Here is a 25,004-nt window from a genome sequence, read left to right as displayed (position 1 = left end):
TTTATATTTACTTACCGCAGCATTTTTTGTATTTTTTACCGCTGCCGCACGGACATGGATCGTTTCTTCCGACTTTGTGTCCTTTTACGATCGTACCGGATTTCTTCTGTTCCAGGTACAGCTCTTTTAAATGCTCTTCCGTGAAGATTTCCTTCCATGCCGGGAGTTCATACAGCCAGTCAGCTTTCGCATCAACCATGTTTTTATACAGCAGTTCTTTATCAAATCCCAGATTGACGGTGGTATCCTCATCCATCTCTTCGATTGGATTCGCTTCCTTCAGGCTGTCATTGATACCGTCCAGGAAACCGACCATCGTCATCACATCGATCTCATATTTCTCCGCCAGCTCTTTTACTGTTCCGGTCACAACCTCGTCCGGCTCCGCAAGAAGCTGTTCGTAAATTCCTTTTTCAACCAGGAAATATTCTGCCCAGAATTTCTGGAGTTTCCCCTTATCTGCGTTCTGATCATACGCAATTTTTCTCCACTGTTCTAATAAACTCATTTATACGTCCCTTCTTTCACATCGTACTTCCATCACACCCGTGATGCTAACAGATATAGTATATATGATACAGACTTTTTTTTCAACTGCTTTTATTTTATCTGATTTTCATTATAATAAAGTATAGACACCCGACAGTACAGGAGGAAAATGATCATGAGAGACGTATTAGACGCACATACACACACCATCGTAAGCGGACACGCATACAACACCATGACAGAGATGATGCAGGCTGCAGCCGAAAAGAAGCTGGAACTGCTTGCGATCACCGACCACGCCCCGGCAATGCCCGGCAGCACCCATCCGTATTATTTCAGCAATTCCGATATGATCGACCGGGAATATTACCGGGAGAAATTCGGCGGCACCACCCGCTACCTGATCGGTGTTGAACTGAACATCCTGCCGGGCGGCGATATCGACCTCGGTCCGAAAGACCTGGCGAAAATGGACGTCGCCATCGCCAGCATCCACCCGCCGTGCTACCCGTGCCGTGATGCAGACGAGAATACACGCGTCTATCTGCGCGTCATGGAAAACCCCTGTATCCATATCATCGGTCATCCGGATGACGGCCGTTTTCCTGTGCACATGGAAGCACTGGTGGAGGGAGCAAAAAAAGCCGGCAAGGTTCTGGAGCTGAACAATCACTCTCTCGATCCGAGAACCACACGCCGCGGTGCCCGCGATATCGACCGCAGGATGCTGCAGCTCTGCAAGGAATACGGCCAGCCGGTCATCGTCAGCAGCGATGCCCATACGAATACCGAGATCGGCAATCACGCAGCCGCTTATCAGTTGCTTGAAGAAACCGGTTTTCCGGAAAATCTTGTATTAAACACCTCCGTCAGCCTTTTTCTGAAATACACCAATCTTCCGAACAAGGACGCATAACGCGATGATGACCAGCATGACGGGCAATGTCTGACCGACCGGCGTGTCAATTCTCATGAACATCCGGTAGATGAGAAACCCGATACCCCAGAGAACCAGGTTCACCCAGTCCGCACTGCAGGCATCACTTCTGCGTTTCAGGATGAAATAATCCGCGATCTGAATGGCGATCATCGGTGCAAAGACAGACCCGATCAGATAGAGGAAACCTTCAAAGCTCTGAATCGGGGTAAAGATGGACAGTAAAATACCGACAACCGCCACACCGATCGCCATCGGCTTTTCCTTCAGCCTCCGCGATATGCTCTCTGCGCTCACACCCGCTGAAAATGCATCAAGAAACGTTGTTGTCACCGTGGATACCACCAGGATGAGAACACCGGCGATTCCGAGCCCTGCCTGAAGCATGATGTTCGAGATCTGTGTTTCTCCGGTAAAGACGGCTGCTCCCATTCCAATGGCATACATCCAGCAGCTGCCCGCAAAATACACGAGCGTACTGACCACGGTGGCCTGGCACGGTTTCTTCGCATCCCGCGTGTAGTCCGAGATCAGCGGCAGCCAGGACAGCGGCATCGCCGCACTCAGTTCAACGGCCGCACCAAAACTGAGACTATTCTCCACGGACGCCGCAGGTGTGCCTTTGAATACGACCGTGCTTAAAATAATCGTCAGTATAAACAACGCACCCATAGCGATATAATTCAGTTTACCGATATTTTTAATGCCGATGGTGACCCATAAGATGATCAGCGCTCCGATCGCCAGACACCAGATCCATGTCTGGTCAATCCCCCACAGTTTTCCCGTTATCACAGTCGTCGCCTGTGCTCCGTTGATGATCATGATGGCAGTCCATCCCACCAGCTGCAGCACATTCAGAACAGCAAACAGCAGTGCGCCTTTGCTTCCGAATGACATTTTAACGGTCTCCATCGCGCTTTTCCCCGTCTGGCCTCCGATCAGCCCGGCCAGGCAGAACAGCAGGCATCCGATCAGATGCCCGAGCAGGATGGCAGCCATCCCTTTCTGCATGCCAAGCGGTGCAATATAGGTACCCGTCAGTATCTCAGCGATCGACACGGCGGCTCCGAACCAGATCAGTCCATTGCCCAGCGTCGATGTCTTCTTTGCTTCCACTTCACAATTCCCCCTTTCTGTCAGATCATAAACATGTGATTGAGCGGTCCGCTGCCATGCCCCAGATTGAGGTTAGCGCGCAGTGCCCCCGATATGTATGCTTTTGCAGATGTTACACTGTCCGTCAGCGTGTCACCCTTTGCCAGGCCGCACGCGATCGCAGAGGACAGCGTGCACCCGGTTCCGTGAGTGTTTGGATTGCTGATACGCTCACCGTTCAGCCAATTGAAACTGCCGTTTGCATACAGCAGGTCATTGGCATCATTCAGGTCATGGCCGCCCTTTATCAATACCGCTCCATTTGTGAAATCTGCGATCTTCACAGCCGCCTTCTCCATATCCGCCGCTGTTTTTATTTCCATCCCGCATAGCACCTCCGCCTCCGGTATATTCGGCGTGATCACCTCCGCGAGCGGGATCAGCGTATGAACGAGAGTCTCAGCGGCATCCTCGGCCAGCAGCCGGCTTCCGCTCGTCGATACCATCACGGGATCCGTCACGATATGCTGCGCCCCGTATTCTTTTAATTTATCAGCGATCACCTCAATCAGCGCCGCCGAAGATACCATTCCGATCTTTACAGCGTCCGGATATATATCTTTAAAAATGCAGTCGAGCTGGTTTGCCAGAAATTCCGGCGTCACCTCCATGATCCCATAGACTCCCGTGGTATTCTGTGCCGTCAGTGCCGTAACCGCACTCATCGCATACAGCCCGTGTGCCGTGACTGTCTTGATATCCGCCTGAATGCCGGCTCCTCCGCTCGAATCACTGCCCGCAATCGTCAATACTGTCTTCATCAGATATTATATTCTCCTTCCATCAATTCACCAAAGTCGTAGATATAGCGGTCGGCAAGTGCGATCATGGCTTCCTTTTCGTATTCTGAATACCGGTCGTAGACGCCGACCGCAAGAAAGCCGCCTGCCCTGGCTCCCTCGATTCCTTTTAAAATATCCTCAAATACCGCGCTCTCCTTTGGTTTCACCTGCATTCTGGCAGCTGCCTCCTCATAGATATCCGGATACCCTTTACCGCGTGTTACATCGCGGACTGTGACGATGTGTTCAAAGTACCCGTCAATACCATTATTGACAAGCGCCGGTTTAAACAGTTCCTCATCCGACGAGGTAGCCGCCGCAATCCGAACGCCTCTTTCCTTCAGCAGTCCGAGATATTCCCGGACATTCGGTTTCAGTGCAACGGTATTTCGATAGGCATCTTTCGCCATGGAATACCATTCCTGTATGATCGCTTCCGGATCTTCCTTCAGTCCAAAGCGCTTCACTGTATAGTCTGCCGCCGCCTCAAATCCCATCGGTGTGACCGCCTCAAGATAGTCTTCGGGCAGGTCAAGGTTCCGTTTCCCTAAAAATTCGATATCGACCGTTTCCCAGACTCCCATCGAATCCAGAAGTGTGCCGTCCAGGTCAAAGATTGCCGCTTTAAATTCTCTCATTCTCTACTCCCTGAATTTTGATACCATCTCTCTTGCCGCCTGTTCGATGTCCTCTGCTGCAATAACAGCGGATACGACCGCCAGGCCGTCGATTCCGGTATCCTTAAAATGATGCACTGTTTTCTGATTAATCCCCCCGATGACAACGATCGGTACGTCTGCGGCACTGCGGATCGCCCTCAGTTCTTCCATCGTAACGGGGCGCGCATCTGTCTTGGTATCCGTCGGAAACATCGCCCCGACTCCCAGATAGTCTGCACCGTCTTTCACCGCCTGCTCTGCCTCGGAGACCTTCGCGGCAGACACCCCTACGATCTTATCCTCTCCAATGATACTGCGCACCACACTGGCCGGAAGATCACTCTGTCCCACATGGACACCGTCCGCATCGATTGCAAGCGCGATATCCACGCGATCATTGATAATCAGCGGCACCTGGTATTTTCTTGTGATCTCACGGATGTTCACCGCCGCCTGATAAAATTCTCTCGAAGAACAATGCTTCTCCCTGAGCTGGACAACCGTACATCCGCCTTTGATCGCCTTCTCAACCGCCTCCTCCAGCGTTTCCGTACTCATCAGTTCCCTGTCCGTGCACAGGTACAACGTATAATCAATGTTTTGCTTCTTCAATTTTTCCCATCTCCTCTATCATCTGTTCATTCAGCATGGACAATGCATCCATCAGTGCCACGCGAAAACTGCCGGTTCCCATGTGTCCCGCCTTTTCATACGCAATTTCGCCGGCAATACCCATGGACATCACACCCGCGGCCGCCGCCGTGAATGCGTCCTGTTTCATTCCCGCATAGCCGCCCGTAACTGCGCTTGCCATGCATCCGGTTCCTGTAATCTTCGAGAGCATTGGATGTCCGTTGAATATCCTGACGGCACGGGCGCCGTCCGAGACCACATCGACAGCTCCTGTGACGGCGACTGTGCAGGAGAGCTTCTCCGCCGCCGTTTTTGCCACCGCAAGTGCATCTTTGTCACTGTCCTCCTCCGAGGTATCTACCCCCTTGGTGGACGCGGACAGGCCTGCCACATAAGACACCTCCGAGAGATTTCCCCGAAGAATGCTGATCTCAACCTGCTCCAGAATCCTCTGCGTAGTCTCGTTCCGGAGCTTTGACGCTCCCGCGCCCACCGGGTCAAAGACGACGGGAATCCCCAGCTCATTTGCTCTCTTCCCCGCCAGGATCATGGATTCTATGGTTCTCTGGTTTAACGTCCCGATATTGATGACCAGCGCAGAGGATATGGCAGTGATATCTGCCGCTTCCAACATGTCATCCGCCATGATAGGTGAAGCTCCGATCGCAAGTAGGGCGTTCGCACAGTCATTGACTGTCACGTAATTTGTTATGTTATGGACAAGAGGGACTGTATTTCTCATCCCGGTATTCAGTTTCGCTGCTTCCTGTTTTACACTCATACTTTTCTCTCCTTTTTCTTTAGAATTATAATTGCAAACGAAAAAAATGCCCGGGTGCAAATCCCCAGACATTCTACTTCCAACTGTGTTTGTTTGCTCCCTACGACGGTATTAACCGACAGGTTCAAAGGGTCAGGTGCGCCACGTGACGTGCGCCGCCTTCTCAACTGCATCAGTTCCCCTGCAATTATAAAATTGTAATAGTATTATAGCAACATTGACTTCTGTTTGCAAGCTTTGCAGAGCAGCCCTGTTAAATATTGCTGAAACACTTGATTTTTCATGAAAAACTGCTATAATAAAATACATGCAGATATAGTTTATCGGTAGAATGCTAGCTTCCCAAGCTGGAGAGGGGGGTTCGATTCCCCTTATCTGCTGTCGGTTTGAAAGCGGAATAGCTTTCCTTTTTGGAGGGCTATTCTTTTTTATGTTACGAATACGCAGACATCCAAAGAATCATAAGGAGGGAAGAATGGCAAAAGAAAAAAGCAGCAAAATCACATTTACGGAGGGCTCTGTTTTTCAGGCTATTGTACGGTTTGCCCTGCCTGTGCTGGGCGCCCTGGTGCTTCAGGCAGCATACGGAGCAGTCGATCTGCTGGTAGTCGGCCAGTTCGGTGATGCCAGCAGCATATCAGCGGTTGGAACCGGAAGCGCGTTTATGCAGATGGTAACTTTCATTATAACCAGCCTTGCCATGGGCGCAACGGTCGTCATAGGGCAGCATATCGGTGAAAAAAAGCCGGAGGAATCCGGTAATACGGTCGGCACCTCCATCGTACTGTTTGTAATCATCGGGATCATAGTGACGATACTGCTGGAGGTGTTTGCAGGAAACATCGCACATCTTCTGCAGGTACCGGCGGAATCTTTTGACAAGGCAGTCACTTATATCCGTATCTGTTCCGGCGGTATTCTGATCATCATCGCGTATAATGTAATCAGCAGTATCCTCCGCGGTGTCGGCAACGCCAATCTTCCGTTCCTGTTCGTCGGAATCGCATGCATTGTCAATATTGTCGGAGACCTGCTGCTTGTCGGGGTCTTTAAAATGGACGTAACCGGAGCCGCAATCGCTACCATCGCGGCACAGGGGGTGTCGGTGATCGCCTCTCTGCTGGTTCTGAGACGTCAGAATCTCCCCATCTCCTTTTCCCTTCAGCAATGCAGGATATTCGTCAGAGAACTGCGGCTGATCCTGAAAATAGGCGTACCGATCGCCCTGCAGGAGACCACGGTACAAATCTCCTTCCTGGTGATCAACTCCATCATCAACGGTATGGGCCTTCAGCCATCGGCGGGATACGGCGTTGCCCAAAAAATCGTCTCCTTTATCATGCTGGTGCCGGCCTCCGTCATGCAGAGTGTCTCAGCCTTCGTCGCACAGAATGTGGGGGCAGGCAAAATGGACCGCGCCAAAAAAGGATTCTACACTGCAATGTTCTCCGGCATAGCAGTCGGAATCGTGATGTTTGTGGCCGGCTTCTTCGGGGGTGCCGGGCTGTCCGCTGCATTCACGTCCGATCAGGCGGTGATCACGCAGAGTGCCAGCTATCTGAGGGGCTTTTCGGCAGACTGTATCCTCACCTGTGTATTATTCAGCAGCATCGGATATTTTAATGGCTGCGGCAAAAGCATTCCCGTCATGCTGCAGGGAATCACATCCGCATTCTGCATCCGTATCCCGGTATCAATACTGATGTCCCGGCTTCCTGGTGCATCTCTGATGCTGGTCGGTCTTGCCACGCCGATCACGACGGTATACGGCATTGTCTTTTTCCTGATTTGTTTCAGGCGGCTGAAACAAAAGTAGCTGTACATATCTGATAGTGCTGAAATAGAAAGTCCGATTTCCCCAGGGTGAGAATCCCTGTATCCGGAAATCGGACTTTTTTCAAAAAACTTATGACGCTTTCAGGAATATTACATCTGCGCTGCTCAGGCAACTCTGCACTTTAGCATTCTCATCTCATGCTCCAATACATTCAGCCTGATGTTCTGAAGTTCTTCTGTTGCCCTGATGTCATTTGAGACCCTGATCGTCTCATTCAGATTCCGGTACAGATCCAGGTGTCCCTCTGCAATGATTTTAATATTTCTGCAGATCTCATTCTCCAGCTTCAGCTCCATTCGATCCATCCGTCTCTCTATCCCCTCCAGCCGGCTATTGATCGGATCCAGCTTTGCGTCAAACTTTGTCTCAAGTCTCTCAAGTTTCTCGTCGAACTTCACATCCAGTCCCTCGAGTTTCTCGTCAAACTTCGCATCCAGTCTCTCAAGTTTCTCGTCGAACTTCGCATCCAGTCTCTCAAGTTTCTCGTCAAACTTCGCATCCAGTCTCTCAAGTTTCTCGTCAAACTTCGCATCCAGTCTCTCAAGTTTCTCGTCGAACTTCGCATCCAGTCCCTCAAGTTTTTCATCCAGCTTCACATTCAGTTTCTCGTCTAATTTTTCCTCCAGTGCCGAATCAACAATCTGTGCGATTGCCTGCAGATCTTCTTTTGTCAGTGACATGTGCATTCTCCTTTTGTTTGATATATGCACATTATATCATTGCATTTGAAATCTGTATAGTTTCATTTCGTTGCATCACTCGATCACCTTTCTCATGATCGCTGACCACTCGGTCAGCCGCTCCGGATGATAACAGACGGTGGAAATATCTTTCAACGTAAATTCGACAGGGCAATGATATTTTTCGGCCGCTTTCAGGCGGATTCTCAAATCCGCCTCCACTGTTTCCGGATTCCAGCCCGGCGCTCCCACAAAGGCGGGCGCCGGCTTGTTCGAGAATACGTATCTCCCTTCCATCGCCTCTGCCATGCGCTCGAAGTCCTTCACCCATGCGCTGACAGAGATCTTATGGATTCCCTTTATCTTTTTCACGTATTCCATCCGGTCATCCAGGGGTTCGCAGCATCCGTAATATCCCATTCCGAATTTGTCATACCATTCGCCTGCATACTGAAATTCGAACTCATTGTGCATCTCTGGTGACACGGTATAAAGGATCTGCGCCATCCCGTAAGTCCAGACATCTTTGAAGTCCGGGCTTTCCGGATTTTCCGGCAGAAGATCCGTCCACGCACCGGTGCAGTGAACCACCTGCTGCTGACGGTTCAGGCAGTCCAGCTCCCGGAGTCTGCCGATGATTCCCAGATGCACATCGAGGGTTCTTCGCATCAGCGCATGCACCCAGTCCTCATCGTAGAGCATCTTATCATAGAGCGTGTCGAGGTCAGACCACATCATAAAATAATCCCACGGGCTGTAACAAAATGCCGGACCGTCCATGACGACTTTCAGGATATCCCCCACCGCCTCTTTCGCCATATCCTCTCTGCGGTCAGTTTCCCTCTCATCCAGCCACAGATCCGGCACCTGAATCTTCTCAATATCCTCCCATTCCTGCAGCTGGCTCGTATAGGAATGAGCCTCCACCGCATTTCCATCGTCGCGGGTCAGTTTCTCCTCAACGACCTCCAGGCCGTAGTGAAACCCGTGAACCGCCTTTGGAATATAGAGGAACGGTTCATACACCCAGTCGTCCTGAATATGTTTATTTCTGTACAGGAGTCTTCTCAGAGCTGTCTCAATTTCCCGGTAAAACGAATCCTCACAGCGCAGTGTCAGTTCGTCGTCGATGTTCATCTCATTCCATGGAAATTCGCCCATCAAGAACATGGGCTTATCCGCCTTGCGGGCGTTCAGGCGATACCACTGTTGTTTTCTCTCCTGTTGAACCGGAAGCGCGGACAGCTGTGCCAGCTGATTTGCCAGGCCGCGCAGCACTTCGATATCCTTTTTCAGCATTTGTCTTCTCCATCTTTCATGTGCTGTTGATTCACTACATTGACAGGGGTTCCCTTCAGAAACTGCGCCAGATTATCGGCTGCGATGTCCATCAGCCTCTGGCGGCTTTCCCTCGGCGCCCACGATATATGCGGGGTAATCAGGCAGTTCTTTGCCTTCAGAAGCGGATTGTCACCGCGTATAGGTTCTGTGCTCACGACATCCAGACCCGCCGCATATACTTTTCCACAGTTCAGTGCATCGGCCAGATCCTGTTCGGCGATCAGCGGACCACGGCTGTTGTTCAGGATGATCACCCCATCCTTCATCCGTGCAATCGTATCTCTGTTGATGATCTCTCTCGTCTCCGGGAACAGCGGACAGTGAAGCGATATCACATCGGATGATTCCAGGAGCATATCAAATCCCGCATACGTTCCGATCTGCCGCCCGGTCTCATTCTCAAAACTGTCACAGGCAAGCACCTTCATCCCCAGCGCCCTGGCGATCCTTCCCGTCACCTGTCCGATCCGCCCAAAGCCTATGATGCCCATGGTCTTCCCGGCCAGCTCAATCAGCGGGTAATCCCAGAAACAAAAATCAGGGCAGCTCTCCCACCTTCCCTCCCGTACCGCCTGGCTGTGATGTCCGATATGATGGCAGATTTCCAGCAGCATCGAGATGGCAAACTGTCCTACCGCATCCGTGCCGTACGTCGGAATGTTCGTAACCGGTATGCCTCTTTCACCGGCATACTCATAATCAACCACATTATATCCCGTCGCCAGAACGCCGATATAACGGATCCCCGGACAGGCATCCAGAGTCTCCCGGGTGATGGGCGTCTTATTCGTATAGACGATCTGTGCATCACCGATTCGCTCCGCCTCCATCCCTGATGGCGTGCGTTCATACACTGTCAGGTCCCCGAGGGCAGTAAACCCTTCCCAGGACAGATCACCCGGGTTTTCTGTATAACCGTCAAGAACTACAATTTTCATATGCAAACTCCTCACTTACCTCACAAGATCGCTGACTTCCCTGTATGCAGCGGCGGCTCCCGACATCGCATAGGACACATCAGAGCCCACGAAGATATAATCAGCTCCCCGGTCAACCCACTGTTTCAGGCTCCCGCCTCCGGAACCGACATTGTATCCGGTGGATACGCCAAAGGGAACGCCCGCTTTCTTCGCAGCCTTCGCAACAGTATCAAAGCACTTCACAACCTCCGGATGATCTGTCTGTCCCAGAACTCCAAGAGACCCGGACAGATCGTTCGGACCCAGGACAATTCCGCTTAAATACTTTACCTTCAGAATCTCATCGATACAGCTGACGGCATCCACATGCTCAATCTGAACGACCCTGAATGTGTCTTCGATATAGCTGTCAAAATATTCCCGGTTTCCCATCATACCGTACCGGTTGGCGCGGACCGGACCGAATCCGCGGCATCCGCCGGGCGGATAAATGCAGCTTTCCATCGCCCGCTGCACATCCTCCGCGGAACGGACATACGGAAAAATGATGCCGTCCGCCCCCATCTCCAGTACCGGTTTTGCCAGCACCGGATCATTCCACGGGATTCTGACAATGGCAGCTGTGCCGTAACCATTCAGTGCGATGATACAGTTCAGAAGATCCTGTTTGTCGATCGCCGTGTGCTCCGTATCAATCCATACGGCGTCAAATCCCGCGATACCGAACATTTCCATAATCGGCTGGCTGCCCAACTGCGCATGTGTTCCGACAGCCATTTTTCCGCCTCTGATTTTCTCAAAAAATTTATTCATGTTATCCTCCATTCTGTCACGGCTTCACAAGAATCTTTACCACATCCTGATCACGCGCCTGCAGCATTTCGAAGCCTTTTTCTATATCTGCAAGCGCCATGGTATGCGTCACAAAACGCAAAGGATCAAGGTACCCGTTTTCCACCAGGCTGATGACTCTGCGGAACTGTTCAGATGTGACGCCGGCGACTCCCCGGATCGTCAGAACTTTTGTTACAAAATCGTTAAAATTAACCGGTACCGGTGTCTCTCCCGGTACTCCCTCCACAATGATGCGGCAGTTCTGGCCTGCAATCTCAAGCGCCAGCTCACACGCAGATACCGTAGTCGCACACATCAGCACCACCTGTGCACCCTTGCCGCCCGTCAGCTCCATAATGCGCGCTTTGGCATCCTCCTCACGGATATTGACAAGTGCATCCGCCGCGCCTTGTGCATATTTGAGTCTCTCCCGGCGCGTCCCCACCATGATGATCTGCCCTGGATTTTTAAGCCTGGCACACAGCATGGCATTCAGTCCGATCGGTCCCGGACCGATGATGACCACAGTGTCTGTCGGCCTTATTTGTGCCGCCTCCACGATCGCAAGACCGTTTCCCATCGGCTCTGTAAGCGCGGCCTGCTCCATCGTCATTTTTGTAAATCTGTGACAGTTTCGCGCCGGTACGGCACAGTATTCGGCAAATCCTCCGCCCTGCATAAAACCGAGTTCACTGTAGTTTTCACAGGACACATATCCCATGTCACACTCCGGACACTGGCGGCAGAGAATCATGCATTCACAGGCAACCGTATCCCCTTCCCGAAATCCCAGTACCCTGGACCCTGTTTTTACAACCGTTCCGGCAAATTCATGACCGGCAATATTCGGATATCTGACCAGATGCTTCCTGTTTCCCGTCAGCATATCGATGTCAGAATGGCAGATTGCCGCATATCCTACTTTAACAAGGACTTCCTCCTCGGAGATATCCGGCACGTCTGTTTCGATGATCCCATAGTCCCCCGGTTTTCTGATCTCAAATGCTTTCATTTTCGTTCACCCCCGTTCGCTTTCAGGCTGTCTCTTCCCTGTATATTTCCCAGCGTTCCTTGACCATATCGTAATTCCTTTGGCGGATCATGGGATCGTCATCCCACCAGAGACTGAAGATCATCCTCGCATCCGAGCGGATCAGCATGTCAATGGCCTCGATATCCGCCACGTCAGCGCGACAGTGAACGGGAAGGTCCGTTCCCCCGAAGGCTTCCGCGATTTTTTCAGGAATATTGGGGCTGGGATCCCATGGCAGGCTGATGGCAAGATCAATGATGGAACAGTATTTCATACTTTTAACCATCTCAAAATTAAAATGCCATTTTCCGCAGGAATGCATGCCGGCGCCGCCCAGCTCCCTGCCGATCTTTTCGTCATACGGTTTGGAGAATTCCTCATAGAAGTCCCTGCCGCACATCGCCATCATATCCGCCGAAAGGCTGATGCCGCTGACCGGAGAAGCCGACCACAGGGTATGTCCCGGTGTAGCCGGCCTGTCACAGAGGGCACGCTGTTTTTTTGTGAATTCTATAATCAGATCTGTGATCATGCCCATCACCCTGTGAAATTCCTCCGGATAATCCGTCGCCGCGAGAAGCAGCCAGTCCACATCGCAGATCAGGCTCATGGTATTGAGCGGTGACTGGGTATCTGTGGCAGCGATCGCAATCTGGCCTTTGGTCTGTTCATTAAAATATTCTGTCGTCTCCAGAACCATCTGCAGCATCCGTGAGTTTGCGATATCCGGCATTTCCAGACGCTTTAAATCTTCGATATCCCTGACGATCGTCCTCGTCCAGGGGGCATCGGTGTCATTAAACTCAAACGGACAGCCAAAAGCCTCTGCGAATACACCGATTCCATGCCACGGCTCCAGGTAAGGAAGGTGATCCGTCTTCGCCTCCATCGTTCTCGTGATGCCGTCCAGCTGTGCTTTCAGCATCCGCTCCCTGTCACGGCTGTTCACACCATAGATACCCTCACCCAGTGTCCAGCAGGTAACCGGGAGAAATTCTCCCCGCCTGAAACCCTTTGCGCGTTCCTCCACTTCCTCACATACCTTCAGATACTCGTCGTAATTAAATTGGTCTGCTCTCATATCGCTCCCTCAATCATCCTGTAATGTGTACGCTTCGCCGACAGCCAGAACCACCGGTTTTAAAGGCGGTTCCTTTTCAAGACACGCCGTGACAAAAGTCTGTGGATCGCCCCCGTGTTCCCGGAACATCCAGTAATGACACGGTATCACCAGCTTCGCTTCCAGCATGGACGCAATGTCCGCAGCCTGACTGGAATCCGGATTGCCGTATCTCCCGTTGATCGCCACAAGCAGCACGTCAAATCCCGTCTCGCCCATCGTCAGCTCCCGGTAATGATCGTGCCAGGTACCGTCGCCTGCAAAAAAGATACGTTTTCCTCCCATTTTAATGATAACGCCTATGGCATCCGGGGTCTCCTCCCCATGATCTGCCGTAACTGCCTGCAGGGAAAACGTTTCCTCCTGAAACATCTTTCCCCGGTCAAGCCTGATAAAGCGGCTTGTGTCAAGCCCCATATTCCCGGCAAATGTTATGACGGAAGAAGGACATATGACTTTCATCCTCCCGTTCATGTTCAGCATCTCAGGCACTGAGATCACATCAAAATGATCGCCGTGGTCATGTGTGCTGATCAGATAGTCAAGGTCAAGCTCCTGTGCCCTGCATGGCGCCAAAGTCAGCCGTTTAAAGGAACCGTCCGCTCCGTGGCAGGCATCTGACAGGTAGATATCGATTCCGATCCGCAGCCCGCCAAAGGTAATCAGGAATCCGGCTCCTCCCATCCAGGTAAGCCTGATCCGCTCATCAGCGGATCTTCTGTAAACATCCATCATTTACACCCTCCGTTTTTGTCTCCGCTGCATGGTGACCGGACATTGCCGGCCACCACAAAAAGGAGAAAGGTTATGGCTGTCAGTTGCTTTCAATCGCCTCCATGACAATGTCATTGACAGCCCTCCATGCATCGTAGTTGTCCATATTCACAATATCATTGGCCGTGATCTCAACATAATCCAGTGTGTCGAGCTTTCCGTCAAGCAGATAGTCGACCGCCTGATATGCCGCCACGTAGCCGGCTGAGTAGACTCCCTGTTCCAGAAGACATACGTTCGTGCCTTCTTCCAGACAGTCAAGATGTGTGCTGGTAGCGTCGATACCTGCGACAAACATATCATCCGTCACGCCGAATTCTTTAAATACAGTCGCTGCTGAAACACCCGCTTCCCCCGTGTAGGCGAGCCAGATATTCCATGACGGATCCGCCTGATATGCGTTGGAGATCGCCTCAATCTGAGTTGCGCTGTCTGTCGTCACGATAACCGTCTTTGCGTCTACTCCCATCTCATCACAGATCTTCGTCGTAGCGTCCACAATGATCGTCTCCACATCGGTGCTTCCCTGGGACATGATCACAACTTTCGGTTCTGCACCCTGTTCTTTCGCATGATTAATCATATATTCTGTGATTTTCGTACACTGCTGTACGGTATCATTGACACACCAGGCAGCGATCAGATCATCGTACTCTTCCAGATGGTCGCCCCACCACGCAAACATCGGCACATCCTTCGAGGCGGCGTACTCCCACGCACTCTTGACGGAAGATGCATTGTATCCCGGAGTCATGATTGCGTCATACCCCTCATTCACGCCCTGTTCGAGGATTCCATTCAGTTCCGCCGCATCTGTAACGGTCCCGGAGCCTGCCTTAAAGTCGATCGCAACATCGATGCCGTATTTCTCTTTGATCTCTTTCGCAGCGTAAAGCGCTCCCTGATAAAAAGTCACATGGAACTCGCCGAAGTTATCCTGAGCGGACAGAATCTTAAAGGACTGTCCGCCGCCTTTTACATCGCCCAGATTCTTCAGTCCGGCGAGCGGATTTTCAGAGGATGCTACGTCAGCTGTGGAGCCGCCGCTATTCCCGGTATCATCTGCCGCATCCTCCCGGACCTCGTCTTTGTCTTCCCCGCCAGCGGATTCTTTTTCCGCGGTGTCCTCCGCCTTGCTCTCAGAGGATGATTCTCCCCCGGATGAGCCGCCGCAGCCTGTGATGACCATCGATGCAATCACAAATACACTGATCATAGCTAGAAATCTTTTCTTCATACTTGTTCCTCCTTGTTTTTAAGGTGTTATATTGATACCTGCTGTATAATGCCTGCAGCAGATACAGTTCCCACATCTGCGCGTTTGGTCACCTGACCTGTGTCATGGTCACTCTGGTCCGCCAGTAGTCAAACACGATCGCAAAGATCATGCTGATTCCCATCCCCACATACTGCCAGTCACCGGCGAGTCCCAGCATAATCAGCACATTCAGCAGAATTCGCATATAGATGATCCCGAGCATCGCACCGACGATGGAACCGCGTCCGCCGTAATTGCTGGTGCCGCCGATCATGGCGGCTATCATCAGCTGCATGTCCCACTCACCTCCGGTACCGCTGGTCGCCTGCCCCGTTCTCGCCGAGAACAGCACCGCCGTCAGCGCAGCAAGCGTGGAGGTGAGAATGTGAGCAGTCCTGCGTATCTTTTTTACCTTCATTCCACAGAGCTCGGCAGTCCTGTCGTTCGTACCGATCATCAGCAGCTGATGTCCGGACACCGTCTTAGCCAGAAAGATGCAGCCGATAACGCCAACCGCCAAAAATACCATCATTTCAACCGTGATGAAATCGAAAAGTTTCCATGAGCCAATTCTTTGAAACCATTCCGGGAAACCGGTGATGGATACGCCCTCGACCAGCTGGGTGGCAATGCCCAGCAGTACAAACTGCATGCTCAGTGTCACAAGAAACGAGGGAATTCCGACATCCACGATCAAGAAACCATTGATCAATCCGATCAGCGCACCGTAGAGCATGATGATGACAAATGCCAGCGGCACAGGGATGTTCATTTTGCAGCACATGATGGCAAAAATAACGGAACTCGAGGCCACCACCTGGCCGACTGACAGATCCATACTTTTTGTCATCAGCAGGAATGCCACAGGTACAGCGACGATTCCCATAAAGCTGGCTGTCCTTAACAGCGCCCACCAGTTTGCCTTATTCATAAAGTTAGGATTGATCGCAATCCCGATGATCAGCAGTACGATAATCGGCACAACGGCGCTCATTTCCTTGAAATTCAGCAGCTTATACGCCAGCGAATCCCTGCTTAACACTCTGTTCTTCACTTTTCCTGACATGTTTCACCCTCCCTTCTCACTGCACCGCATACTGCATGATCGCCTCTTCCGAAGCTTCCTCGCGATTCATCTCTCCCTTGATCGTTCCCTCCGCGATAACCAGGAACCGGTCACAGATATTTAAGAGCTCCGGCAGCTCCGAGGATATCACGATGATGGAAATACCGGCGTCCGCCAGCTGATAGATCAGATGGTAGATCTGATTCTTGGTACCTACGTCAACACCGCGTGTCGGCTCATCCAGCAGCAGGATATCCGGTTCTGCCAGCAGCGATCTCCCGAGGGACACTTTCTGCTGATTTCCTCCGGAGAGGGAGGTGATACGGCTGTCCATGCTCTCCGCCTTGATCTGCAGCTCCGTCATCATTTTGCCGGAAGCTGCCGTTACTTTGGGTCCGGACAGAAATATGCCCTGCCTCAGCCGCGGCAGAATAGATGCCGTCAGATTATTCTTCACCGTCTTATCCTGCAGGAATAGTCCGCTCTCATGCCGGTCCTCGGAAAGCAGAGAGATGCCGTTTCTCATAGCGTCTCTTACGCTGTTGATAACCACCTCTTTTCCGTCGATAAAAAACGTTCCGGAGGTGCGTTTTAACGCCCCGTAGATTCCGTTGCAGATTTCACTTCTCCCTGCGCCCACCATTCCGGCGAGACCGAGAATCTCTCCCTTATTCAGCCTGAAAGATACGTTGTCGACCACATTTCTTCCCTTCACCCGCTTATGCGGAATGGTCAGATTCTCAATCCTCAGTTTTTCTCCTCCGATCTTCGGTGTCCGCTTCGGATACACGTCGCCGATATCCCTGCCCACCATCATGGAGATGATGGTGCCGAGACTGAATTCTTCTCTGGCCATGGTGCCGATACTTTTGCCGTCGCGAATCACGGTACATCTGTCTGCCAGCGCAAAGATCTCGTCCATCTTATGACTGATGTACAGGAAGGTGATGCCGTCTTTCTGGAGACTGCGCACCACTTCCATCATATGGTCTACTTCCATCTTGGTGATGGAAGATGTCGGTTCGTCCAGGATGATCAGCCGGGCGTTCTCCCTGACGGCCTTGGCAAACATCACAAGCTGCTGCTGGCTTGTATTCAGTTTTCCCATAAGCGTCCTCGGGTCAATGTCCAGACCGACAGCCTGAAACACCTTCTCACATTCCTTATGCATTGCCTTGTAATCCACAAGCCCCAGTTTGTTGTACATCATCTTTGAGGAGAAAATATTCTCCGAGACCGTCAGCGTGCCGAGGCAGTTGATCTCCTGATAAACCATGGCGATACCCGCCCTCTGTGAATCCGTAGTGTTGGCGGAACACAAAAGCTGTCCATCCATGCGGATCTCGCCCTCGTATGTACCATAGGGGTAATAGCCATGGAGAACCTTCATGAGAGTCGATTTTCCTGCCCCGTTTTCTCCGCATATGGCATGTATTTCTCCGCGTTTTACAGAAATGTTCATATCCTCAAGGGCGGTAAAATTGCCGAACCTCTTGGTAATATGCTTCATTTCCAGAATATAATCTTCTTTCATATGACTGCCTCCCCCGCTTACATCTTTTTCTTTTCTTTCACAGTATCGATCAGGATAACCAGGAGCAGTATGGCTCCCAGCACCGTATTCTGATAACCCGGCGCGACGCCGAGAGAACGCAGTGAAAACTGAACGATCGTCATCACCGCCGTACCGATCAGGGATCCGACGATCGATCCTTTTCCGCCGTAGACGCTGCATCCGCCGATGACTGTTCCGGCATTTACGTAAAACTCATATTTAGCGCCGGTGCTTGGCGGAATGGAACCGTATGTCAGCATAAAGCATACGGCACAGAGTCCGGCTACAAAGCCGAGGCAGGCAAACAAAATCACTTTTATCTTTGTATCGCTGATACCAACCTCTCTGGCAACCTCCAGATTGTTTCCGATTATGTAAGTGGATCGTCCGAATTTCGTATATTTCAGTACAATATGCCCGATGACCGCAAGAATGATCAGCACCCAGACGGAGGTCGGCAGACCCAGGACAGACCCCGGGATACCGGACGCCTTCACGGCTTCCCCGCATTCTACGGATGCCTGTTTTGACAGTACCCAGAATATACCTCTGTATACGTAACACGTTCCGAGAGTTGCCATAAACGCCTGTATCTTCAGGACCCCATGAAGAAAACCATTGATCAGACCCAGAAGCGTCCCCACTGCCAGTGCCACCAGTGCTCCGAGCCAGAAGGATACTCCAAAATCACGCATCAGGATCGCTGCGATGCAGCCCGACAGCGCCACTGTGTTTCCGAGTGACATATCGAATGCAAGGGACACCATCAGAAAAGTCAGCATGACGCCGCAGATGCCGTAGAAGGAATACTGTTTTAAAATAGAAATAAAGTTTCCCACCTGCAAAAAATCAGGACTCAGGACAGAGGTGACTGCAACCAGCACAACCATCACATACACGGTGATCATCTCTGACCGTAGAAGAAATTCCTTTACCGTGTCCTGCGACCTCCTGTGGACAGTTTTACTATCTACTCCACTCATATATTATTCTCCTTTCACTCGTTCCCAGCCAAACCGCCGGCTACCCCACATGCTTCTGCCCACTGATATGGCTGGCGTAATCAGGATTCAAGATATTTCTCGGCCTCCTCCCCTCAAACAGATCGATGATATTCTCAAGCGCCCTTCCTCCGGTCACAAGTTCGGACTGGTCATTCCATCCGGCATTATGAGGAATCAATATCACGTTGTCCATTTTCAGAAGAGGGCTGTCCTTGGGCAGCGGTTCTTCCTCAAACACATCCAGCCCTGCCCCGCAGATCACTCTGTTTTCCAGTGCCCAGATCAGGTCCCTTTCATTTACGATATCTCCGCGGCTGGTATTGATCAGAAAGGCGGTCGGCTTCATCATTGCTAACAGACGTTTATTCCACATCCCAACGGTCTCGGGCGTTTTTGGCGTGTGCAGACTGACAAAGTCTGATTCTGCTGCAATCTCCTCTATCGTCGCCTGCTCGACACCCAGCTTCCCTGCCGCCTCCCTGTCAAAACAAATGTCATACGCCAGGATACGGCAATGAAACCCCGAGAGATATTCCGCCAGTTTCTTCGCAATAGCTCCGAACCCTACCAACCCTACCGTTTTTCCATCGAGGCTGCCTTTCGCAGGTCCTGTAAACCATCCGTCTTCCCGCAGCTTTCTGTCGCAGAAGGCTATGCTTCTGGCTGTCGACAGAATCAGAGTCATCGTCAGTTCCGCTACCGGCATGGACATCGTTCCAGCCGTGTTCGTAACGGCGATCCCGAATTCACTTGCAGCTTCCAGGTCCACCTTGTCAAACCCGACACCAAACCTGGCGATAATCTTCAGTCTCCCGGCCTTTGCCAGTTCACTCAGAACATGCCGGTTATATTCGTCTCCTCCGGCAATCACTGCATCACAGTCTTTCAGCTTTTCAATCACCTCCCCGTCTGTCGAAAGGTGGTCATAAAAAACAGGCTCAAACCCGTGGTCACGAATCAGCTGTTGAAGTCTCAGCATCTCATAGCCCTCTCTCGCTTCCAGTGTCATCGCAATTTTGCGGCTCATACTTTTCCTCCTTCTTTCATTAAATCGTTTTTCTTACAAAGATAATACCTCTTAGGCACACCAAAGTCAACGTTAAATCGTTTTTCTTAATGTTTTTCTACAATTTGTTGAATTATTTTTATATTTTTTTGTTAAATACGACGGCTTTTTCCCTTGTTTTCTCCGAAAAAACACACTGTAATCGGAATCTCCTCATGGAATTGACGGTTTTTCTACAAAATGCAGAAGAATTAAATCGTTTCTCTTTTCGCACCAAAAGAAACGGCAGGTCCTGTGAAGGACTTGCCGCTACTTCTGTGATTACTGTTTTATTTTCTGACTCTCCCCGTGCTCTCACGCACGACAAAACGCGGTTCAATCTTAATATCACATTCAGGCTCACCGCGTTCACCGGCGTTTTCTTTCCCCTCAATGGCATCAATCAGCATCTTTGCCGCCAGTTCCCCCATATCCTTCATCCGGCTGTCGACCGTCGTCAGCCTCGGATATGTGTGTTCGGAAAGAATGGTATTGTCATGTCCTACCACTGATATATCGTCCGGTATGCGAAGACCCTTGTCCCGTATGGCACTCATGGCTCCGAAGGCCACGGTATCATTGAACGCGAACACTGCGGTAGGCGGATCTTCAAGCTCCAGCAGACGCATCATCGCATCATAACTGCCCTTCTCTGTCTGATCGGACTCCTGTACGTATTCCACCCGGTATGGGATTCCATTCTCATACAGGGCTTTTCGGTAACCTTCAAACCGCTTGAGTCCCGAACGCGAAAACAACTCGCCGGAGATGTGCGCAATCTTCTGATGACCCAATCCGATCAGATGCTCCATCACCATGGACACACCGGCCAGTTCATCCGCCAGCATCCCCATCACTCCGAATTCCCTGGAGCTTCTGCGCAGCATAACCATCGGCACACTGGAGTACCTGAGCTGCTGCAGAGTTTTTTCCTCGACATAAGAGGAAGCCAGAATCGCACCATCCATGCCGTATTCATACACGGTTTCGATACATTTGCTGCCTTTCTTTCTGTCTTCTTCCGTTGAAAAAACGGAGATGATATAACCTCTCTCCTCTGCAACCCATACGATTCCTTCCAGTATGGCGGTAAAGTAAAGGTCACTGAATTTTGATATCAGCACAGCGATCATCTTCGACTTCTTTGTGCGCAGCATCTTTGCCATCCTGTTCGGACGGTAATTCAGCTTGGCCGCCGCTTCCCATACCCGTTCTCTCGTCTCCTCGCGGACTTTCAGCGTCGAATCTTTATTGAGCACCCGTGAGACAACGGATGGATTCACATCCGCTTCCCGGGCGACATCCTTTATCGTTACTTTCGTCTTTGGCATACACCTAATTCCTTTTTTAATTTTACTCTGTATAATACCTGATCAGCGCCTGCGTACCCAGATCGCCAAGTCCATCCTCCTGCAGCTTCTCATAGCTGGCAAGTACCGTGCCAAGCATTTGCAGGTGCAGCCCCTTCTCCTCGGCCTGCTCCAGCGCGATCCTCATATCCTTGATAAAATGCTTCATATAAAATCCCGGCTGATAATCCTCCGCAAGAATCTTCTCGCCAAAGGCATTCAGCTGACTGCTTCCCGCCGCACCGGAGGACACCGATCTCAGCACGGTCTTCAGATCCAGGTCTCTGCTTTCGGCATACGCGAATGCCTCACAGATACCCGACATGGTTCCCGCGATCATAATCTGATTCACCATCTTCGCATGCTGTCCGCTCCCTGCCGGTCCGTGATAGTTGATATTCGTTCCCATCGCCTCGAAGACGGGACGACAGGTCTCGTAGTCCTCCTTATCGCCGCCCACGAGGATTGACAGTGTGCCGTTCTTCGCGCCGCTGTCACCTCCCGTGACCGGAGCATCCAGCACATGCAGACCCCTCATCTTTCCCTCACGGTAAATCTTCTCTGACAGCTGCGGACTCGTCGTTGTCATATCGATCAGATACATGTCCCTGACCGCACTGTCCATGATATTTCCCTGTTTGAAATAAACCTCTTCCACATCTGCCGGAAATCCAACCATCGTGATCAGAACCTCACCGGCAGCCACGCAGTCCGCTATTGATTCATGGAACACCGCCCCTTCCCGGATCACATCATCAGCCTTTGCTCTCACCCTTGCATAGACATGAAGCTCATATCCTGCTTTCATCAGATTTCTCACCATCGATTTTCCCATAATGCCAACACCGATAAAACTAATTCTTTTCATCATGCCACTTATTTCCTTTCCAGCTGTTATCCCCATTATAATGGATATTCCAGAAAAATTCCAGAAGAAAATCGATTTAATTTGGAAGAATCATTTTCCTGATAAATTAAAAAATGCCCTCATCTCATGGAAGACCAGCTGTTAAAAGAACTGGTACCCTGAGAATCGGGCTCTCTTTACACGATATAAAAAATAATTAATCCAATGACACTTCAGGGGGCGGTCCGGCAGAATCACGAATCACCAACTCCGGCTCAACAGAATAACGGGAAAGATCAACGCTTTCCTGCGAATAAATCATCTGCAGCAATGCATCCGCCGCCATTTTTCCATATTCCGTTCCCGGATGTGTCACCGTAGTAATGGCAACGCCAAGCTGAGAATATAGACTGTTGTCATAACCGACAACCGAGATATCTTCCGGTACACGAACCTGTTTTTTTCCAAGGTAACCAATCAGTTTACTTGCCACACGATCATCGTGACACATGATTGCGGTCACCTCTTTACGCATACGTTCCAGCGCAATGCATCCGTCCGCTTTAAAAAGATCGTTCATCCGCTCATGGAACATCCACACATTATCTCCCGGTATATGACGCATCCCATGTTCCCGCAGCGCATCCAGAAATCCTCTGTATCGGTTCTGTCCCGTGTATTCATCAAACGCATACACCGTTCCGATTCGTTTATGTCCCAGCGAAATCAAATAATTGGCAAGCATTCTGGACCCCTGCCGATCATTTAGTGCTATAAACGGGAAATGCGGTACGGAATCCATATGAATCATAAGTGCCGGAATCCTGGAAAATACTTCCCTGCAGAGCGAATCATTAACAGAAAGGAGTCCCGAACACACCGGTTCGAACAGCAGTCCTGCCGGAGGATTCTGCAGCATATTTTCCAGGATCATCCGTTCCTTATCATAGTCACCATCCGTGATCACGATATTCAGAATATAGCCGTTCGCCGTCAGAACCTCCGATATTCCCTGCATGATATCCAAAAAGACATAACTCTTCCCGTTCATCATCACCAGGGTAATCGTACGATTCTCCCCTTCTTCCGCCGGAACTCTCATCACATATTCCGGTGCATCTCTCCGAGGCTCGCCACCGTGGTTTTCTTCCCGTTCACAGACATACGTACCGCTTCCCTGAACCCGCCTCAGATATCCGGCCTCTTCCATCAGCGCTACCGCCTTGCGGAGCGTCTGTCTCCCCACATGGAACCGCTCACAGAGCTCAGGTTCTGTAGGAATTCGCTCACCGGGCTTAAATGTGCCTTCCCCAATGCAGACCCTCAGGTTATCTGCCACCTGTTTATATTTAAAATCAGCCATCCCGCTCCCTGCCCTTAGTTTTTTATTTATGCCGCCTGTCCGGCGTCCAAACTGCTACGTTAAATGTAACTGTTCAGGATGGCGCATCTTCTTGACCGGAAAATCCGGTCAAGAAGCATCGGATGTTCATCCGATGTGGTAATTAGTACAGAAAGCAACTTACAAGCAAGCTTGACGCTGCTTTCTGTACTAATTTCCCCGCCGTCCTGAACTGTTACCGTTAAATAATAAATGAAACCGTATCAAAAGTCAAGAAACCCGGGTGCAGCCAGATAACGGCAGCGATTAGTCGTAAAGATTAGGCGCAATCAGCGGATCGTCCATGTTCTCTGCGTTATACCAGTACGCGGGAATGGGCAGGTCGCCCGTCTCATCACCATTATTATTTGCTACCAGTGTTGCGATGGAGTAATATCCCATTGCATACGGCATCTGCGTCACACATCCGTACAGTGTACCATTGGCAACGTTCTCTTTGATCGTAGCGCCTGCGTCAAATCCCGTTCCGATGATGGATGTATCCGGGTCAGATCCCAACACCTGCAGGTTGTTGTTTGCCATGATGATTCCTTCTGTGACTGTCTGGTTCGTTCCGAATACTGCAGCCGTGTCTGTTTTGTTACAGACCGCAGACACTTCACTTGCACAAAAATCTACCAATGCCGTAGCAGGTACCCTGCACTCTACGATGATATCAGCCGTGCTCTCATCACCGACGTCAGAGCAATTCTTTGTAAACCATTCGTTTCCGATCACCGCGACACTGTATCCATCCGCTTTGCCAAGCTCAATGATACCGTCTACAAATCCCAGGCCCCGCAGCGTATTGCTTGCAGATGTACTGTCATTTGCCACCATACCGATACGGATCGGGCCATCGCTTACTTTATAAGAAACTGCGTTGTAGACGTTTTCTGCTCCGATTCGGCCTGCTGCCACACTGTCTGTTGCCACTGTTCCCAGAACAGACCCTTCCGGTGCATTTTCTACACCGCTGTCAAATAACACGACCGGAACACCTTTTTCTTTTGCCGTTTTCAGGGAGTCGAGAACCGCCGAGGCATCTGACGGTGCAATTGCAACACCATCCAGTCCGTTCAGGATTGCCGTGTTAAACATATTCACCTGATCCGCGATATCTGACTCTGTATTCGGTCCGTTGCAGGTCAGTTCAACACCCAGCTCTTCGGCCGCCGCTTCGGCTCCTTCTGCAACCGCCGTGAAAAAGCTCGCTGAAAAAGACTTTACAATCAGCTGATAACTGTATGCTTCATTTGCTGTCAATCCTTCAAACGGGGAACCCGCCAGCATATCGTCCATGTTCATTACCCAGGCCTCGGAGTCACCTACCGTGGTCACTTCGGACCCTGCCGTCTCATCCCTGCCTTCTTTTGTTGTTTCTTTTTCTGTTTCATCTGTTTTTTCTGCCGCGGCTATGTCTGTCGAAGCTGCTCCTTCTTCTTTTCCCCCGCATCCGAAAAGCGACAATGTCATAGCGAAGATAAGTCCCAGTGCCAATACTTTTTTTCTCATAAGATT

The 25,004-nt window shown here is 50.9% G+C and carries 24 protein-coding genes, 1 tRNA gene and 1 riboswitch; of the genes, 3 read left to right on the top strand and 22 right to left on the bottom strand.

What is annotated here, in order from left to right; genetic code table 11:
- Window positions 1-7: 7 nt before the first annotated feature.
- Window positions 8-508, bottom strand: coding sequence for an SEC-C metal-binding domain-containing protein (locus NQ502_RS16745; protein ID WP_028530181.1), 501 nt, complete (start codon window positions 506-508; stop codon window positions 8-10).
- 156 nt (window positions 509-664) lie between these two features.
- Between NQ502_RS16745 and NQ502_RS16740 the strand changes: the two genes are divergently transcribed.
- Window positions 665-1,405, top strand: coding sequence for a phosphatase (locus NQ502_RS16740; RefSeq protein WP_028530180.1), 741 nt, complete (start codon window positions 665-667; stop codon window positions 1,403-1,405).
- Here the strand turns inward: NQ502_RS16740 and cytX are convergent.
- Genes cytX through thiM form a run of 5 tightly spaced genes read right to left on the bottom strand, consistent with a single transcriptional unit; the run spans window position 1,346 to window position 5,439 of the window.
- Entirely contained in the window at window positions 1,346-2,545 is a 1,200-nt protein-coding gene (gene cytX / locus NQ502_RS16735) for a putative hydroxymethylpyrimidine transporter CytX (protein ID WP_028530179.1), read from the bottom strand. The two genes, NQ502_RS16740 and cytX, sit on opposite strands and share 60 nt — an antisense overlap.
- A gap of 20 nt (window positions 2,546-2,565) precedes the next feature.
- Window positions 2,566-3,345, bottom strand: a complete 780-nt coding sequence (thiD, locus tag NQ502_RS16730; RefSeq protein WP_028530178.1) for a bifunctional hydroxymethylpyrimidine kinase/phosphomethylpyrimidine kinase — start codon at window positions 3,343-3,345, stop codon at window positions 2,566-2,568.
- On the bottom strand, window positions 3,345-4,004 hold the full coding sequence (locus NQ502_RS16725) for an HAD family hydrolase (protein WP_028530177.1): 660 nt from the start codon (window positions 4,002-4,004) through the stop codon (window positions 3,345-3,347). The genes thiD and NQ502_RS16725 overlap by 1 nt, the downstream gene beginning before the upstream one ends.
- Before the next feature lie 3 nt (window positions 4,005-4,007).
- On the bottom strand, window positions 4,008-4,637 hold the full coding sequence (thiE, locus tag NQ502_RS16720; RefSeq protein ID WP_028530176.1) for a thiamine phosphate synthase: 630 nt from the start codon (window positions 4,635-4,637) through the stop codon (window positions 4,008-4,010).
- Window positions 4,618-5,439, bottom strand: coding sequence for a hydroxyethylthiazole kinase (thiM, locus tag NQ502_RS16715; RefSeq protein WP_044983622.1), 822 nt, complete (start codon window positions 5,437-5,439; stop codon window positions 4,618-4,620). The genes thiE and thiM overlap by 20 nt, the downstream gene beginning before the upstream one ends.
- Before the next feature lie 80 nt (window positions 5,440-5,519).
- Window positions 5,520-5,632: riboswitch (TPP riboswitch) on the bottom strand.
- 116 nt (window positions 5,633-5,748) lie between these two features.
- Here thiM and NQ502_RS16710 point away from each other — a divergent pair.
- A tRNA-Gly gene (locus NQ502_RS16710) sits at window positions 5,749-5,819 on the top strand.
- Window positions 5,820-5,914: 95 nt separating this feature from the next.
- On the top strand, window positions 5,915-7,255 hold the full coding sequence (locus NQ502_RS16705) for an MATE family efflux transporter (protein ID WP_028530174.1): 1,341 nt from the start codon (window positions 5,915-5,917) through the stop codon (window positions 7,253-7,255).
- A 125-nt stretch (window positions 7,256-7,380) separates the two neighbouring features.
- On the opposite strand, the gene NQ502_RS16700 is transcribed toward NQ502_RS16705, so the two are convergent.
- The 16 genes from NQ502_RS16700 to NQ502_RS16625 all read right to left on the bottom strand — a co-directional run bounded on the left by NQ502_RS16700 (window position 7,381) and on the right by NQ502_RS16625 (window position 24,998).
- Window positions 7,381-7,956, bottom strand: a complete 576-nt coding sequence (locus NQ502_RS16700; protein ID WP_260046571.1) for an apolipoprotein A1/A4/E family protein — start codon at window positions 7,954-7,956, stop codon at window positions 7,381-7,383.
- A 75-nt stretch (window positions 7,957-8,031) separates the two neighbouring features.
- Window positions 8,032-9,255 (bottom strand): hypothetical protein, encoded by a 1,224-nt coding sequence (locus NQ502_RS16695; RefSeq protein ID WP_028527262.1) that lies wholly within the window; start codon window positions 9,253-9,255, stop codon window positions 8,032-8,034.
- Entirely contained in the window at window positions 9,249-10,235 is a 987-nt protein-coding gene (locus tag NQ502_RS16690; RefSeq protein ID WP_028527263.1) for a D-2-hydroxyacid dehydrogenase, read from the bottom strand. Before NQ502_RS16690 ends, NQ502_RS16695 begins: the two co-directional genes overlap by 7 nt.
- A gap of 15 nt (window positions 10,236-10,250) precedes the next feature.
- Window positions 10,251-11,030 (bottom strand): HpcH/HpaI aldolase family protein, encoded by a 780-nt coding sequence (locus NQ502_RS16685; protein WP_049898006.1) that lies wholly within the window; start codon window positions 11,028-11,030, stop codon window positions 10,251-10,253.
- A gap of 16 nt (window positions 11,031-11,046) precedes the next feature.
- Window positions 11,047-12,063, bottom strand: coding sequence for a zinc-dependent alcohol dehydrogenase (locus NQ502_RS16680; RefSeq protein ID WP_028527264.1), 1,017 nt, complete (start codon window positions 12,061-12,063; stop codon window positions 11,047-11,049).
- A gap of 22 nt (window positions 12,064-12,085) precedes the next feature.
- A complete protein-coding gene (locus NQ502_RS16675; RefSeq protein WP_028527265.1) occupies window positions 12,086-13,165 on the bottom strand; it encodes a uroporphyrinogen decarboxylase family protein in 1,080 nt (359 codons plus the stop codon).
- A gap of 9 nt (window positions 13,166-13,174) precedes the next feature.
- Window positions 13,175-13,939, bottom strand: coding sequence for an MBL fold metallo-hydrolase (locus NQ502_RS16670; protein ID WP_028527266.1), 765 nt, complete (start codon window positions 13,937-13,939; stop codon window positions 13,175-13,177).
- A 79-nt stretch (window positions 13,940-14,018) separates the two neighbouring features.
- Window positions 14,019-15,215 (bottom strand): sugar ABC transporter substrate-binding protein, encoded by a 1,197-nt coding sequence (locus NQ502_RS16665; RefSeq protein WP_028527267.1) that lies wholly within the window; start codon window positions 15,213-15,215, stop codon window positions 14,019-14,021.
- Window positions 15,216-15,303: 88 nt separating this feature from the next.
- Complete coding sequence (locus NQ502_RS16660) at window positions 15,304-16,302, bottom strand: ABC transporter permease (RefSeq protein WP_028527268.1); 999 nt, start codon at window positions 16,300-16,302, stop codon at window positions 15,304-15,306.
- Window positions 16,303-16,318: 16 nt separating this feature from the next.
- The gene (locus NQ502_RS16655) at window positions 16,319-17,836 is read right to left on the bottom strand and encodes a sugar ABC transporter ATP-binding protein (RefSeq protein WP_028527269.1); all 1,518 of its coding nucleotides are present in this window, start codon (window positions 17,834-17,836) and stop codon (window positions 16,319-16,321) included.
- Between the two features lie 17 nt (window positions 17,837-17,853).
- Window positions 17,854-18,840: an ABC transporter permease gene (locus tag NQ502_RS16650; RefSeq protein WP_028527270.1), complete on the bottom strand. Its 987-nt coding sequence runs from the start codon at window positions 18,838-18,840 to the stop codon at window positions 17,854-17,856.
- 40 nt (window positions 18,841-18,880) lie between these two features.
- Complete coding sequence (locus NQ502_RS16645) at window positions 18,881-19,888, bottom strand: phosphoglycerate dehydrogenase (RefSeq protein WP_049898007.1); 1,008 nt, start codon at window positions 19,886-19,888, stop codon at window positions 18,881-18,883.
- Between the two features lie 308 nt (window positions 19,889-20,196).
- Complete coding sequence (locus tag NQ502_RS16640) at window positions 20,197-21,237, bottom strand: LacI family DNA-binding transcriptional regulator (protein ID WP_028527271.1); 1,041 nt, start codon at window positions 21,235-21,237, stop codon at window positions 20,197-20,199.
- Between the two features lie 22 nt (window positions 21,238-21,259).
- Window positions 21,260-22,123, bottom strand: coding sequence for an NAD(P)-dependent oxidoreductase (locus tag NQ502_RS16635; RefSeq protein ID WP_028527272.1), 864 nt, complete (start codon window positions 22,121-22,123; stop codon window positions 21,260-21,262).
- Window positions 22,124-22,319: 196 nt separating this feature from the next.
- Window positions 22,320-23,465: a GntR family transcriptional regulator gene (locus tag NQ502_RS16630; RefSeq protein WP_028527273.1), complete on the bottom strand. Its 1,146-nt coding sequence runs from the start codon at window positions 23,463-23,465 to the stop codon at window positions 22,320-22,322.
- Between the two features lie 285 nt (window positions 23,466-23,750).
- On the bottom strand, window positions 23,751-24,998 hold the full coding sequence (locus NQ502_RS16625; protein WP_028527274.1) for a substrate-binding domain-containing protein: 1,248 nt from the start codon (window positions 24,996-24,998) through the stop codon (window positions 23,751-23,753).
- Between the last annotated feature and the right edge of the window lie 6 nt (window positions 24,999-25,004).

Source organism: Ruminococcus gauvreauii (assembly GCF_025151995.1).
GTDB lineage: Bacteria > Bacillota > Clostridia > Lachnospirales > Lachnospiraceae > Ruminococcus_G > Ruminococcus_G gauvreauii.
This window is presented reverse-complemented; position numbering and strand designations above follow the sequence as displayed.